Annotated in this window: 13 protein-coding genes; 10 read left to right on the top strand and 3 right to left on the bottom strand. The window is 58.1% G+C overall.

Going from position 1 to position 12307, the window contains the following annotated elements; all coding sequences use genetic code 11:
- Positions 1-114 precede the first annotated feature (114 nt).
- The 9 genes from ACMG4N_RS14475 to ACMG4N_RS14435 all read left to right on the top strand — a co-directional run bounded on the left by ACMG4N_RS14475 (position 115) and on the right by ACMG4N_RS14435 (position 9181).
- Positions 115-1518, top strand: coding sequence for a YncE family protein (locus tag ACMG4N_RS14475; protein WP_414432161.1), 1404 nt, complete (start codon positions 115-117; stop codon positions 1516-1518).
- 419 nt (positions 1519-1937) lie between these two features.
- Positions 1938-2321, top strand: a complete 384-nt coding sequence (gene gloA / locus ACMG4N_RS14470) for a lactoylglutathione lyase (protein ID WP_272974763.1) — start codon at positions 1938-1940, stop codon at positions 2319-2321.
- An 11-nt stretch (positions 2322-2332) separates the two neighbouring features.
- Positions 2333-2770 carry an ATP-dependent zinc protease gene (locus ACMG4N_RS14465; protein ID WP_272974764.1) on the top strand — a complete coding sequence of 146 codons (438 nt, stop codon included), beginning with the start codon at positions 2333-2335 and terminating at the stop codon, positions 2768-2770.
- Positions 2767-3675, top strand: a complete 909-nt coding sequence (gene rimK, locus ACMG4N_RS14460; RefSeq protein WP_035248902.1) for a 30S ribosomal protein S6--L-glutamate ligase — start codon at positions 2767-2769, stop codon at positions 3673-3675. Before ACMG4N_RS14465 ends, rimK begins: the two co-directional genes overlap by 4 nt.
- Before the next feature lie 117 nt (positions 3676-3792).
- On the top strand, positions 3793-4851 hold the full coding sequence (locus tag ACMG4N_RS14455) for a succinylglutamate desuccinylase/aspartoacylase family protein (protein WP_272974765.1): 1059 nt from the start codon (positions 3793-3795) through the stop codon (positions 4849-4851).
- A 443-nt stretch (positions 4852-5294) separates the two neighbouring features.
- Positions 5295-6500 (top strand): sulfate adenylyltransferase, encoded by a 1206-nt coding sequence (sat, locus tag ACMG4N_RS14450; protein WP_297768323.1) that lies wholly within the window; start codon positions 5295-5297, stop codon positions 6498-6500.
- Between the two features lie 332 nt (positions 6501-6832).
- Positions 6833-7738, top strand: coding sequence for an aspartyl/asparaginyl beta-hydroxylase domain-containing protein (locus ACMG4N_RS14445; protein WP_414432158.1), 906 nt, complete (start codon positions 6833-6835; stop codon positions 7736-7738).
- A 113-nt stretch (positions 7739-7851) separates the two neighbouring features.
- A complete protein-coding gene (locus tag ACMG4N_RS14440; protein WP_297768329.1) occupies positions 7852-8388 on the top strand; it encodes an activator protein in 537 nt (178 codons plus the stop codon).
- 118 nt (positions 8389-8506) lie between these two features.
- Positions 8507-9181, top strand: a complete 675-nt coding sequence (locus tag ACMG4N_RS14435; RefSeq protein ID WP_297768332.1) for a hypothetical protein — start codon at positions 8507-8509, stop codon at positions 9179-9181.
- A gap of 134 nt (positions 9182-9315) precedes the next feature.
- Here the strand turns inward: ACMG4N_RS14435 and ACMG4N_RS14430 are convergent, their stop codons facing one another.
- From ACMG4N_RS14430 to ACMG4N_RS14420, 3 genes are all read right to left on the bottom strand, one after another.
- Entirely contained in the window at positions 9316-10659 is a 1344-nt protein-coding gene (locus tag ACMG4N_RS14430) for a DEAD/DEAH box helicase (RefSeq protein ID WP_414432156.1), read from the bottom strand.
- A 111-nt stretch (positions 10660-10770) separates the two neighbouring features.
- Positions 10771-11493, bottom strand: a complete 723-nt coding sequence (locus ACMG4N_RS14425) for a glycerophosphodiester phosphodiesterase (RefSeq protein WP_297768337.1) — start codon at positions 11491-11493, stop codon at positions 10771-10773.
- Between the two features lie 70 nt (positions 11494-11563).
- Complete coding sequence (locus ACMG4N_RS14420) at positions 11564-11698, bottom strand: hypothetical protein (protein WP_297768340.1); 135 nt, start codon at positions 11696-11698, stop codon at positions 11564-11566.
- Positions 11699-11867: 169 nt separating this feature from the next.
- Here ACMG4N_RS14420 and ACMG4N_RS14415 point away from each other — a divergent pair, with 169 nt between their 5' ends.
- A complete protein-coding gene (locus ACMG4N_RS14415; protein WP_414432154.1) occupies positions 11868-12299 on the top strand; it encodes an MgtC/SapB family protein in 432 nt (143 codons plus the stop codon).
- Positions 12300-12307 lie beyond the last annotated feature (8 nt).

Genomic DNA, 12307 nt, shown 5'->3' with positions numbered 1-12307 from the left:
TCGGTCTTTGCGGTTACATAACGACAAGGAAAATGCATTTAATTTGCACGGTAGTCTCAATTAGCCTGAGGGTAGCAACATACTCACAACAACAGGCTGATCGAGGACCTTGCCATGACTATCGGGCAAAACCGCTTTTCCATTGTTCACTTGGGGATACTGACTCTGCTGACCGCGTCGCTACTGGGTGGCTGTGGCGGCGGGGGCAGTGATTCCGCAACGCCTGCTGCTACCGATGTGGATGAGGCCCAGCGCGAGGCGCCACAACAGGAGGACACCCCGGATGAGGTGGCCGAGGAGGTGCCGGAAGAGACTGAAGATGGCCCCCGGCGGGTGATCTTTGTGGGCAACAACTGGGAAGGTGTCATCGATGTTATCGATGCTCAGAGCTATCAGCGCCTTGGCCGTATCAGCGGCATCCCGGATCAGGCGGCAAGAGAGAAGGAAATTGCCCTCAATCCACTGGATCTGTTGTTCTTTCAGGGCATTCGCGTACTGATCGGCGAAGGTAATCACCAGTATGTGGACGATATGTACAGCTCGCCGGACGGCCGTCTGCTGATCGTTTCCCGGCCCAGCTATGCGGATGTGGTGGCCATCGACGTGGTCAGCGGCGAGATAGCCTGGCAATTCCTGGTGGATGGCTACCGCTCGGACCATATGGCCCTGTCGCCGGATGGCACCCAGGTAGCGGTATCCGCTTCCACCGGCAATGTGGTGCACATTCTGGATGTGGAAACCGGCGAGGAGCTTGGCCGCTTCCCGTCCGGGGATTCTCCCCACGAGAATATCTATTCCGAGGACGGTGAGCGTATCTACCACGCCAGTATCGGCACCGTTTACACACCACTGGATAATCAACTGATCGGTGATCTGACTGACGGCCTGCTGGGGCAGAACCTGCTGGATGCCACCAAGGGCGAGCGGGTGTTCCAGGTGGTGGACGCCAACAGCCTGGAAATCATCAAGCAGCTGGATCTGGAAGCGGATCTGGCAGAGGCCGGTTACGACAACCTCAGTACGGCGGTGCGGCCCATGGCGCATACTGCCGACGAGCGTTATTTCTACTTCCAGCTGTCTTTCCTGCACGGGTTTATTGAGTACGACATGCAGGAAGAAAAAGTCCTGCGTCTGGCCGAGTTGCCGGATTTGACCAACGGACTGCCACGGGAGTTCTACGTCAATGATTCCGCCCATCACGGCATTGCCCTGAGTGCCGACGATTCCACTCTGTGTGTGGCCGGCACCATGAGCGACTACGTGGCGCTGGTGGATCGTGAAGATTTCTCCCACCAGCTGAAAACCGGAATCGGCGAGAAGCCCTACTGGGTGACCACCAGCGCCGACGGCAACCACTGCTATGTGTCCTGGAGCGGTACCGACCAGATGTCGGTGTTCAACTACCAGACCGGCCAGGAAGTGGCCCGTGTGGATGTGGGCGATCACCCCCAGCGTATCCGTGAGGGCAGTGTGCCGGAGGCGTGGGTAGAGGCGCAGGGCAGCCTGTTCTTGCCCTGAGCCACGATGCACAAGGCGCTGGCCGTAGGAGCGTCGCTGGCGGCGCGATCATGGCAATGCCCGCCCGTCTACAATGAAGCCGCTATAGGAGTTCCTCTTGAGGGGCGAATCTGCGCCGAATCGAATCCTGGATCGGCGCTTCGGGCTATTTCCACGCTGATGCGTGGATAGTCCCTCGAGAGGAACTCCTACAGCGGCTTTGTCGATATAACGGTTCGCGCTGCCAGCAACGCTCCTGCGGCGGGATGGCACCCAGAGTATCTGCTATGAGTGGCAGTTAGCTGAATGTTTTACAGTGCTCCCCTGCGCAAACCCCACTTTTTCATTGTCAATCCTGCTTTCTGCCACCACTATTCGCCCTGTAACGAGTCAGGGCTCCCGTGCCCGCTGAAATTGCTGCTATCAGGAGCGAATGACGCATGCGAATCCTGCATACCATGCTGCGCGTGGGTAATCTGGATCGATCCGTGGCCTTTTATACCGAAGTGCTCGGCATGAAGGAGCTGCGTCGTAAGGAGTATCCGGAAGGGCGCTTTACCAATGCCTTTGTCGGCTACCAGCCGGAATCGCAAGGAGCGGTGCTGGAGCTGACCTGGAACTGGGATCAGACCCGCTATGACCTGGGGGATGGCTACGGCCATGTGGCCCTGGCGGTGGACGACGTGTACGCTGCTTGTGAGCGTATTCGCGACCGGGGCGGGCGCATTAGCCGCGAACCCGGCCCCATGAAACACGGCAGTACCATCCTGGCGTTTGCAGAAGATCCGGATGGCTACAAGATCGAATTGCTGGAAAGGGACTGAGGGGTTCTCGATTGGTAAACAAGGTCACCGTCGGTTGGCGGGAATGGGTAGCGTTACCCGAACTGGACATTGAAGCGATCAAGGCCAAGGTGGATACCGGGGCCCGTACTTCTGCGTTGCATGCCTTCCAGGTAGAAAGTTTTCAGCGTGATGACCAGGAATGGGTCCGTTTTTCCATCCACCCGATCCAGGGGCAAGACCAGGTCAGCCATTGCGAGGCAGTGGTACTGGACCGCCGGGTCGTCACTGATTCTGGTGGCCACAAGGAAGAGCGCCCGGTGATCCTCACCAATATCGAGCTAGGGGGGCGCCGTTGGCCCATCGAAATTACCCTGACTGATCGCGAAAACATGAAATTCCGTATGCTGTTGGGACGAACCGCCATGGGCGAGATTGCTGTCGATCCCACGGCATCTTTTCTTCTAGGTGGAAATAAAGACCAACCATGAAAATTGCCATTCTTTCGAGAAACAAGCGACTGTACTCCACTCGCCGACTGGTGGAGGCGGGCGAGGCGGCCGGCCATGAAATGCATGTCATCGATACCCTGCGTTGCTATATGAGCATGGTGTCTCACAAGCCGGAAATTCACTTCAAGGGTGAAGTACTGGAAGGCTTTGATGCGGTGATTCCGCGTATTGGTGCCTCCATCACTCATTACGGCACGGCAGTCCTGCGCCAGTTCGAGATGATGGGTGTGTTTCCTGTCAATGAATCGGTCGCCATCTCCCGCTCGCGGGACAAGTTGCGTTCGTCGCAGCTGTTGTCGCGCAAAGGGGTTGGCCTGCCAATCACCGGGTTTGCCCACTCCCCGGATGATATTCCCGACCTGATCAACATGGTTCGCGGTGCCCCCCTGGTGATCAAGATGCTGGAAGGTACGCAGGGCATCGGCGTGGTGCTGGCGGAGACCCGCAAGGCGGCAGAATCGGTGATTGAGGCCTTTATGGGGCTGAACGTATCGGTGATGGTGCAGGAATACATCAAGGAAGCTGGCGGCGCCGATATTCGCTGCTTTGTGGTGGGTGGCAAGGTGATCGCCGCCATGAAGCGCCAGGCTCTGCCCGGCGAGTTCCGTTCCAATCTGCACCGCGGCGGCAGTGCCAGCCTGATCCGTATTACCCCGGAAGAGCGGGCCACCGCGGTGCGCGCCGCCCGAATCATGGGGCTGAATGTGGCGGGTGTAGACATCCTGCGTTCCAACCATGGTCCGCTAGTCATGGAAGTCAATTCCTCCCCAGGGCTGGAGGGTATCGAAACCTCCACTAACAAGGACGTGGCGAGCATGGTTATCAATTTCATCGAAAAGGATGCTCGCCCCTACCGGACCCAGACAAAAGGCTCGAAGGGGTAAGGCAGTTAATAGTTAACAGTGAATAGTTAATAGCGAAAACCGTCTGGCCTTGTTGGTTTCCCGGCCTGTTGTCGGGGGCCATCAAGGGCGGTGCGCCGGTGTTGGCTCGGGTGAAAAATGAAAAACACGAAAGAACCCAAAGTATTGCCGTTTGAACTGGATGGCGTCAGCGTCAAACCCGGTACCCGGGCCAAGGTGGAGCTGCCGTTGGCGCAGCTTTATACCCAGACGCCCCTGAATGTTCCCATCCATGTGATCCACGGGCGCAAGCCCGGACCGGTGCTGATGGTCAGCGCGGCCATTCATGGTGACGAGCTCAACGGGGTGGAAATCATCCGCCGCCTGTTGCGTCATTCCGCCCTGAAAAGCCTAAGCGGCACGCTGCTGGCGGTGCCAGTGGTCAACGTCTTCGGTTTCATTCACAAGACCCGCTATCTGCCGGACCGCCGTGACCTGAACCGTTGCTTCCCCGGCTCTGAAACCGGCAGCCTGGGCGCGCGCATGGCCTGGCAGTTCAAAAGCCAGGTGCTGGATCGGGCTACGCATGCCGTGGACCTGCATACCGGTGCCGTGCACCGGGCCAACCTGCCGCAGATCCGTGCCGACCTGTCCAACGAGGGCACCGCCGCCATGGCCAACGCCTTTGGCGTCCCGGTGGTGATCAACTCGGTACTGGGCGAGGGCACGCTGCGGGAAGTGGCTGAAGCCCAGGGCATCCCGGTGATTACCTATGAGGCGGGCGAGGCCCTGCGTTTTGACGAGTCCTGCATCCGCGCCGGGGTCAAAGGGGTGCTCAATATTCTCCAGCACCTGGGTATGACCGGCGCCCGCCGCGCCAAGCCACCCCGTGAGCCCTATATCGCCCGCTCTTCAAGCTGGGTGCGAGCCGAGCGCGATGGCGTTTTCCTGCCACTAGTGGCACTGGGTGCCTGGATCAAGAAAGACGATCTGATCGGCCGTATCTCCAGCCCTTTCGGTGGCGATGACGTCAACATCCACTCTCCGGCCGCCGGCATCCTGGTGGGGCGCAACAATATGCCACTGGTGAACGAAGGCGAAGCCCTCTACCACATTGCCCGCTTCGAGGAAGTCAGTGAAGTGGCGCAGTCCCTGGAAGTGTTTACCAACGATATCGAAGAGGGGCCGACCCTGTCCGGTGAGCCGCCGATTGTTTAACCCGGTATTGTTTGGCTGAATAATATGCCATTCTGCTCATACGCTCTTGGTTAGAAAAAATTGGCTAGACACAGAAATAATGAGGCCAGATTAGCCTTGAGTCCCTGGTGTCATTCGACAGTCTGAAAGCTTTTGCGTCAGCGGCAGGCAGCTGCTGGATTGCCGATCAAAGGCTGTTGGCCAGGAGTTTTGATTTGGCGGAAAGCGGGTAATACAAAAGGTTGAGTCGACAGAGGCTATGCTTGCTATGCCGATGCATGAGCGAAAAAGTGGGCCGCTGAATATCGCTAGTGTTGTTGTAACTATTTGATTTTATTTTATTTGTTTTTTTGTTTCCGCTTTTCCCGCTGTTGTCACTCTCTCCGGGCCGACCTGTTGCCGATCCTTTGCTATACTGCGCCGCGATATGGACACCCCGTTGATTGAGCATTTGGAGTAATTAGATGGTCGCTTTGGTCAAGCCGCATGGTGCGGACGCATTGAACCCCTTGTACGTCGCCGATGAAGCTGCGCGCGTTGCCTTGCAGCATGAAGCGGAATCACTGCCTTCAGTGGTGATCAGCTCGGCAGCTGCCGCCAATGCGGTGATGATGGGGGCCGGCTATTTCACCCCGTTGTCCGGCTACATGAACAAGGCTGACATGCTGTCAGTGGCGGAAAACCTGACCACCGCCAATGGCTTGTTCTGGCCCGTGCCGATCGTCAATATGCTGCAGGATGTCAGCGCCATCGCTGGTGCCAAGCGTATTGCCCTGCGTGACCCCAATGTGGACGGCCAGCCGGTGATTGCGGTGATGGATGTCGCCGCCATCGAAGAAGCGTCTGACGCCGAACTGGAAGCAGTGGCCGAGCAGGTTTTTGCCACCAACGACAAGCAGCACCCGGGCGTGGCCAATTTCCTGGCGGCAGGCAACTTTATCGTTTCCGGCGACATCCAGGTGTTGAACTACTCCTACTTTGCGGATGACTTCCCCGATACCTTCCGCACCGCAGTTTCCATTCGCAATGAGTTTGTTGAGCGTGGCTGGAATAATGTGGTCGCCTTCCAGACCCGTAACCCGATGCACCGCGCCCACGAAGAACTGTGCCGCATGGCCCAGGAAGCGCTGAACGCTGACGGCATCCTGATTCATATGCTGCTGGGTAAACTGAAAGCGGGTGACATTCCGGCCGACGTGCGTGATGCCTCCATTCGCAAAATGGTGGAAGTGTATTTCCCGCCCAACACCGTGATGATTACCGGTTACGGTTTTGACATGCTGTACGCCGGTCCGCGTGAAGCTGTCCTGCATGCGGTATTCCGCCAGAACTGCGGTTGCAGCCATTTGATTGTTGGCCGTGACCATGCCGGTGTCGGTGATTATTACGGCGCCTTCGACGCACAAACTATCTTCCAGGAAAAAGTGCCTGCTGACGCGCTGGAAATTAAAATCTTCGAGGCCGACCATACTGCCTATTCGAAGAAGCTCGGTCGCGTGGTGATGATGCGTGACGTGCCTGATCACACCAAGGACGACTTTGTTCTGCTGTCAGGTACCAAGGTGCGAGAGATGCTGGGTCAGGGTATTGCGCCCCCGCAGGAATTCTCCCGCCCGGAAGTGGCACAGATTCTGATGGATTATTACCAGACGCTGGACGCTGGCAAGTAATCTTTCCTGAGCGTTTGTGCGCTCAATGCGCATCGGGAAAAGCCTCTTTTTAGAGGCTTTTTTCGTTTCATGCCAGTGCCTTTCCTCGATGGCTCGACGTCCCTGTTAAAGGTGCGTCTGCAGGAGGGGTTGCCCCGGTTCGAGGAAGTGTTGCCTGATTCATCACTCCCTGACTCCCTCAAAACGGGCCAGAGGTGCCGAGCAGCGGCAGCAAATTACCGATGTGCCTCCGGTTTTACCGGCTGAATTGAGGTAAAATCACGCCCATTCATTTTCCGGGTGGCCCGTTTCGTGGGCAGTAAAACCCCGTTGGCAGAATAAAGGTACAGGTTATGGCCGTTATTGTGGTCTGTGTGCTGCTCTATGTGTGCTGCATTGTGTTTATCCGGGCGCGCAATCGCAAGCCGCTCGGGCTGAAGCGGCAGCTCTCGGATTTTTCCACTTTCATGGTGCCCTTCAATATCCCGGCCTACCTGCTGTCAAAGGTGCCTACTTCGCCGCGCATCGGCCTGGCCCATTTTCCCGAGCTGCAACTGATCGAGGACAACTGGGAAACCATTCGCGACGAGGCGTTGGCCCTCTACCACGGTGGCAATATCACCGCCAAAGATGATCTGCCGGCAAGCAGTTTCTACAAGGACAATCGCTGGACCAGCTTTTATCTGAAGGTGTACGACAACAAGTTGCCCTCTGCCTACGATCTGGCGCCGAAAACCATGGCTCTGCTGGATCAGCTGCCGTCCATGAACATTGCCCTTTTTGCGGTACTGATGCCGGGCAAGAAACTCAATCGTCACCATGATCCGTTCGCGTACACCCTGCGTTATTCCATGGGGCTGAGCACGCCCAATGATGAAGGCTGTGGCCTGACAGTGAATGAGGATGACTACATCTGGCGCGATGGCGACAGCATCATTTTCGATGAAACCTACATCCACTCTGCCTGGAACCGCACCGATACGCCGCGGATTATCCTGATGACCGACGTGGATCGACCCATGAAATGGAAGTGGGTGCAGAAGGTGTACTGGTACTTTGGCTGGTTCTTCAATCGCTTGTTTTTCATCGATAATCTGGACAGCAGCCATACCGGAGTGGGTAACAAGCTGGGCAAAGGGGTAATTGCCTACAAGGGCTTCCTGAAATCGGTAAAGCGGAAAAACAAGACCTTCTACGTTACAGCCAAGTGGGCTGTGGTGCTGGCGGTGCTGGGCAGTATCGGTTACCAGCTGGTGTAGACCGGCGAAAAGAAAAACTGCCGAGCGGTCGTGGTTTTGCGTCAGGCTGGCTTGGGGCGCACCGCTCCATCATGCCAACATGCCGGTGAACACATCGGTAGGGAATAACAACAATGATAAGGAACATCATTGCCGGGGCGGTTTTGGCCTGGGCGTGTGCCGGGGTGGCCAGCGCAGACGTGAAGGTAGCGCCGGCGGGGGCGTTTTCTGCCAGCGGCAAACTGGCCATGAAGAAAGGCGCTATCCCGGTCAGCTGCCATACCACCTTTAACGGCCAGGTCAGTGAGACGGGCGCCATCCGCGTTACCGAGGTCATCTTCGGAGGCATGAATCCGTTGTGCAAAAGCATCAAGGCGCTGGCGTTGCCCTGGCAAGGCCAGGTGGATCATCCGGACCGGCTTACGGTGGACGATATGCAGGTCAAGGTCAGGGTGCCGTTGCTGGGTGGTATCTGTGGTCCGGGGCCGGTAACGCTGGCCTGGGGCAACAAGGATGGATCGGCCACGTTTGATGCAGTGACCCTGGGCCCGGACTGTGCCATGGACGGTACCATGATCACCTCCCCCCAGGTGGATATCCGTCGTGCCGAACAACCCGCCGTCCCCTCAGAAACGGTCCGCCAACCCGGTGTTACTCAGCACACCAGTTGATCCCGCCTGCGTATAGGCTTTGTTATTCCGGCCCGATCGGCGTTTCCCCTCGGGCCAACGCCCAGCTATCATGAGTTTTTTCAGTGACAGCAACTGTTTGCAAGGCAAGGATATAACAATGCAGAACGTGGTGGCGATTCCCGCTAACCCGGCGCTGGTCAACAGCACCGAAGATTTCCTTCATGCCGTCGAGCACGATCGTAAAGACAGTGCCGAGAAGTTCATTCACATGGTGGATCATCTCACCGACCGGATTCTCAGCCTGTTCCTGGTGGAACCGGCCAACATGACCGAGCTTTCCGGTGGCCAGAAGAAGGTGATCGACTTTGCCGTGTCCACCGCCGGCAAGGCGTCCAGCATGCTCACGCGCCAGATTTTCAAAAAGGTGTCTAACGCGGAATTCGCCCCGGTGGTGAAGAATGTGAAGGACATGTACTGGCAGGCTGGCGACGACAACGACAATCACGCCAGCATTGCTTTCCCGGTGGAAGACAGCTTCGCCGCTGATTTCCGCAAGGCCACCGAACTGTGTGCGGCAGGCAAGGGCACCGAAGACGTTGCCTTGGTGACTCGGGTGATGAGCGCCATGTCGGACAAAATTATCGATGAAGTCTTTGTCGCCAACACCAAGGAAGTGAAAATCGGTTTTGTGACCCAGAAAGCCCTGAATGTGGGGATTGATGGTAGCCGCAAGGCTGTGCACGCGGTGAACAACAAGGTGCTCAAGGATCTGAGCAATGACGAGCTGAAAGGGTATATGGCCCACTATCAGGGCCTGCTGCGGCAGAGATAAACCAATCAGCGCGAGCTTCTCGCTACGAGCTGCAAGGAAAACCGATGCTGTCGGGATTGTGCTGCGTTTGCAGCGGCGCACCATTCTGCAAGCTAGAAGCTAAAGAAAAGGCGCCGATTGGCGCCTTTTTTCGTTCAGGACTGCTGGGCTTGCGGCCGGCGGTTGCCTGCCGGTCGACGTCGCCGTTGGCTATTGCCGCCAGGGCGGCTGTTGTTATTGGCCGGTCGAGCCTGACGGTTCTGGCCGTTGCCGCCGCCGCCATTGTCTGAGCGGGCATGGGCAGGTTTGGCTTTCTTGGGGCGTTTGCGCTTCGGTGGCTGTAGCGCCCCCCCTGCCGGTAGCGGCTCGCCGGGCTCGAAGCCAGCGACGATCTTGCGCTCCAGTTGTTGCTGGGTAAGCCGTTCAATATCTTTCAGCTGCTGGGCTTCATCGGCACTGACCAGGGAAATGGCCTGGCCGGTGGCGCCGGCACGGCCGGTGCGACCGATGCGGTGCACATAGTCTTCCGGCACATTGGGCAGGTCCACGTTTACCACCTGTGGCAACTGCTCGATATCCAGGCCCCGTGCGGCGATGTCGGTGGCAACCAGCGCACGTATCTTGCCGTTCTTGAAGTCTGCCAGGGCACGGGTACGGGCGTTCTGGCTCTTGTTGCCGTGGATAGCGGCGGCTTCGATGCCGTTGCTTTCCAGCTGCTTGGCCAGCTTGTTGGCGCCGTGCTTGGTGCGGCTGAAGACCAGCACCTGGAACCAGTTGTTGTCCTGGATCAGGTGGGTGAGCAGGGCCGCCTTGCGCTGTTTGTCCACCGGGGCGATCCACTGGGTGACCAGCTCGGTGGTGGTGTTGCGCGGGCTCACATCGATTTCCACCGGATCGTTCACCAGGCCCTTGGCCAGGGCGCGGATCTCCGGGGAGAAGGTGGCCGAAAACATCAGGTTCTGCCGTTTTGGTGGCAGCTTGGAGAGAATCTTGCGGATGTCATGGATAAAGCCCATGTCGAGCATGCGATCCGCTTCATCCAGCACCAGTATTTCCAGGTGATCGAATTTCACCGCATTCTGCTGATACAGATCCAGCAAGCGCCCGGGGGTGGCTACCAGGATATCGGCGCCGCCGCGCAGGCGCTGCATCTGAGGATTCACCTTCACACCGCCGAATACTACGGTGGAGGTGAGGGGCAGATGCTTGCCGTAGGTGGCCACACTTTCGGCGACCTGGGCGGCCAGCTCCCGGGTTGGGGTCAGTACCAGAGCGCGTACCTGGTTATTGCTGGCGGCCTTGCCGGCGCGCAGGCGCTCCAGCAGGGGGAGGGTAAACCCGGCAGTTTTGCCGGTGCCGGTCTGGGCAGCTGCCATCACATCACGGCCGCTGAGTACGGCGGGGATGGCCTGGGCCTGGATCGGTGACGGGGTGTGATAACCCTGATCGGCAACAGCGGCCAACAGGTCATCCCCCAGTCCAAGGGAAGTAAAAGGCATGAAATTGGGTCTAACTTAAGAAGGGGCGGCAAGCCTACCCCATCCGCGGCAGGAACACGAGCCCGGTGGTCTGGTTGCCGGTAGCGTTGATGAGCGGCGAAATAAAGGTGATCAGACGAGTGGCGGAGTGTTGCTGAGCACTTCATCAACCCCGGAGCGAAGCGCCTGGCGCTGCTGCTCCTGCCCCTCAGGCAGGAATGCCAGTACCCGACCGCCAAGGTGGTGGTAGGCATCCACCAGTGAGCGACGGAACAGGGGGAGGCCATGGAAGACCGGTGGCAGTGAGTAAGTGCGCCCGTTGCGGACGGCTGCCAGCGGCCTGAGGCCCATCAACAGGGACAGGCCGGCCCGCCGGCATTCGTTCTGGGGCGCCATGGTAATGGCGGCAGGGAACAGCTTGCGCAACAGTCGTGTGTGCTCCGGGTGCCAGAGTAGAAAGCGTGCCTGGCGGCATAGCCAATCGCCTTTTTGTTGTTGATCCGCCCAGTTGCGCAGGGCGACCAGAGTCCTTTCGGCACTCTCGGGTTTGATATCAAGTACCCAGCGTTGGTCGGTAAAGGTGCGGGCGAAGTCATCGAAGGTGAGCAGGGACTGGCCATCGTTGAGGCGGTGGCCCAGGCAGCGATCCGAATCCATTTCTTCGATGATGGCATCACTGCCGGCGGTGCGAATCAGAGCGGGGTCGTGATGCAGGACGATGAGTCCGTCACGGGTGGTGCGAAGGTCGGTTTCCAGAGTATGAAAGCCGGCTTCGGCGGCGGCCTCGAACGCGTGCAGGCTATTTTCCACATGGCGCTGGTGCAGGCCGCGATGGCTGATCCAGATTACATCCATGGGGACATTGTCTCCCGGAAACTGGCTTGGTTAAAGCACCATAAGTCGGGAGCGTGCTTGGCGGTGACGCTCAGGCGGCGTGGGCGCTGGCCATTTCCGCATCAAAGGATTCCCACTGGCCGGGATAATCCGCATGCGCATCTTCGAAAATACCGTCTACTGCCTCGGGTACCCATTCCAGATCCAGCTGCTCTTCGTATTCCATGAATTACCCCGTTGCTTGTTTTTTAAACAAGGTCAAGACTAGCGTGCCGGGCCTGAATGCTCTGTTGTTGCGCTGTAAGCTTTTGCTTACAGGGTGTGACAAAAACGATTGCAATAGTTGGCGTAGCCAGGGCCACAATGACAGCACTGACTGAGAGGGAGGAGGCTTGATGCAAGAGCTGGACTGGAATCAAGTCGTTATCCATCTGTACCAACTGGGTATTGCCTTTTTGTTGGCACTGCCGGTGGCCTGGAACCGGGAGCAGCGAGCCCGTGGCGCGGGGCTGCGCACCTTCCCGCTGGTCTCTGTGGCGGCCTGTGGTTATATGCTGGTGGGCATGCAGGTGTACACGGGCTCGGATGCGGAGGCCCGAGTCATGTACGGAATCATCACGGGAATGGGCTTTATCGGTGGTGGTGCGATTTTAAAGGATGGCGCCAATGTGAGCGGTACCGCCACGGCGGCCAGTTTGTGGAATACCGGCGCCATCGGCATCTCGGTGGCCTACAGCCGGTATGAAATCGCCCTGGTGCTATCGTTGATCAATTTCCTGATCCTGCAGTTTTCCCGTTCTTTAAAGCGGCTGCCGGTGGATGACTGATCCCCGGC

Origin of the sequence: Alcanivorax sp. IL2 (assembly GCF_047495475.1) — a bacterium.
GTDB lineage: Bacteria > Pseudomonadota > Gammaproteobacteria > Pseudomonadales > Alcanivoracaceae > Alcanivorax.
This window is presented reverse-complemented; position numbering and strand designations above follow the sequence as displayed.

What these genes read in the sequence shown, in the direction of transcription:
- ACMG4N_RS14440 (WP_297768329.1), top strand. Translation starts at nt 7,852, where the DNA reads ATGATAAGGAACATCATTGCCGGGGCGGTTTTGGCCTGGGCGTGTGCC.
- ACMG4N_RS14435 (WP_297768332.1), top strand. Translation starts at nt 8,507, where the DNA reads ATGCAGAACGTGGTGGCGATTCCCGCTAACCCGGCGCTGGTCAACAGC.
- rimK (WP_035248902.1), top strand. Translation starts at nt 2,767, where the DNA reads ATGAAAATTGCCATTCTTTCGAGAAACAAGCGACTGTACTCCACTCGC.
- ACMG4N_RS14455 (WP_272974765.1), top strand. Translation starts at nt 3,793, where the DNA reads ATGAAAAACACGAAAGAACCCAAAGTATTGCCGTTTGAACTGGATGGC.
- ACMG4N_RS14445 (WP_414432158.1), top strand. Translation starts at nt 6,833, where the DNA reads ATGGCCGTTATTGTGGTCTGTGTGCTGCTCTATGTGTGCTGCATTGTG.
- sat (WP_297768323.1), top strand. Translation starts at nt 5,295, where the DNA reads ATGGTCGCTTTGGTCAAGCCGCATGGTGCGGACGCATTGAACCCCTTG.
- ACMG4N_RS14430 (WP_414432156.1), bottom strand. Translation starts at nt 10,659, where the DNA reads ATGCCTTTTACTTCCCTTGGACTGGGGGATGACCTGTTGGCCGCTGTT.
- ACMG4N_RS14475 (WP_414432161.1), top strand. Translation starts at nt 115, where the DNA reads ATGACTATCGGGCAAAACCGCTTTTCCATTGTTCACTTGGGGATACTG.
- ACMG4N_RS14425 (WP_297768337.1), bottom strand. Translation starts at nt 11,493, where the DNA reads ATGGATGTAATCTGGATCAGCCATCGCGGCCTGCACCAGCGCCATGTG.
- ACMG4N_RS14420 (WP_297768340.1), bottom strand. Translation starts at nt 11,698, where the DNA reads ATGGAATACGAAGAGCAGCTGGATCTGGAATGGGTACCCGAGGCAGTA.
- ACMG4N_RS14415 (WP_414432154.1), top strand. Translation starts at nt 11,868, where the DNA reads ATGCAAGAGCTGGACTGGAATCAAGTCGTTATCCATCTGTACCAACTG.
- gloA (WP_272974763.1), top strand. Translation starts at nt 1,938, where the DNA reads ATGCGAATCCTGCATACCATGCTGCGCGTGGGTAATCTGGATCGATCC.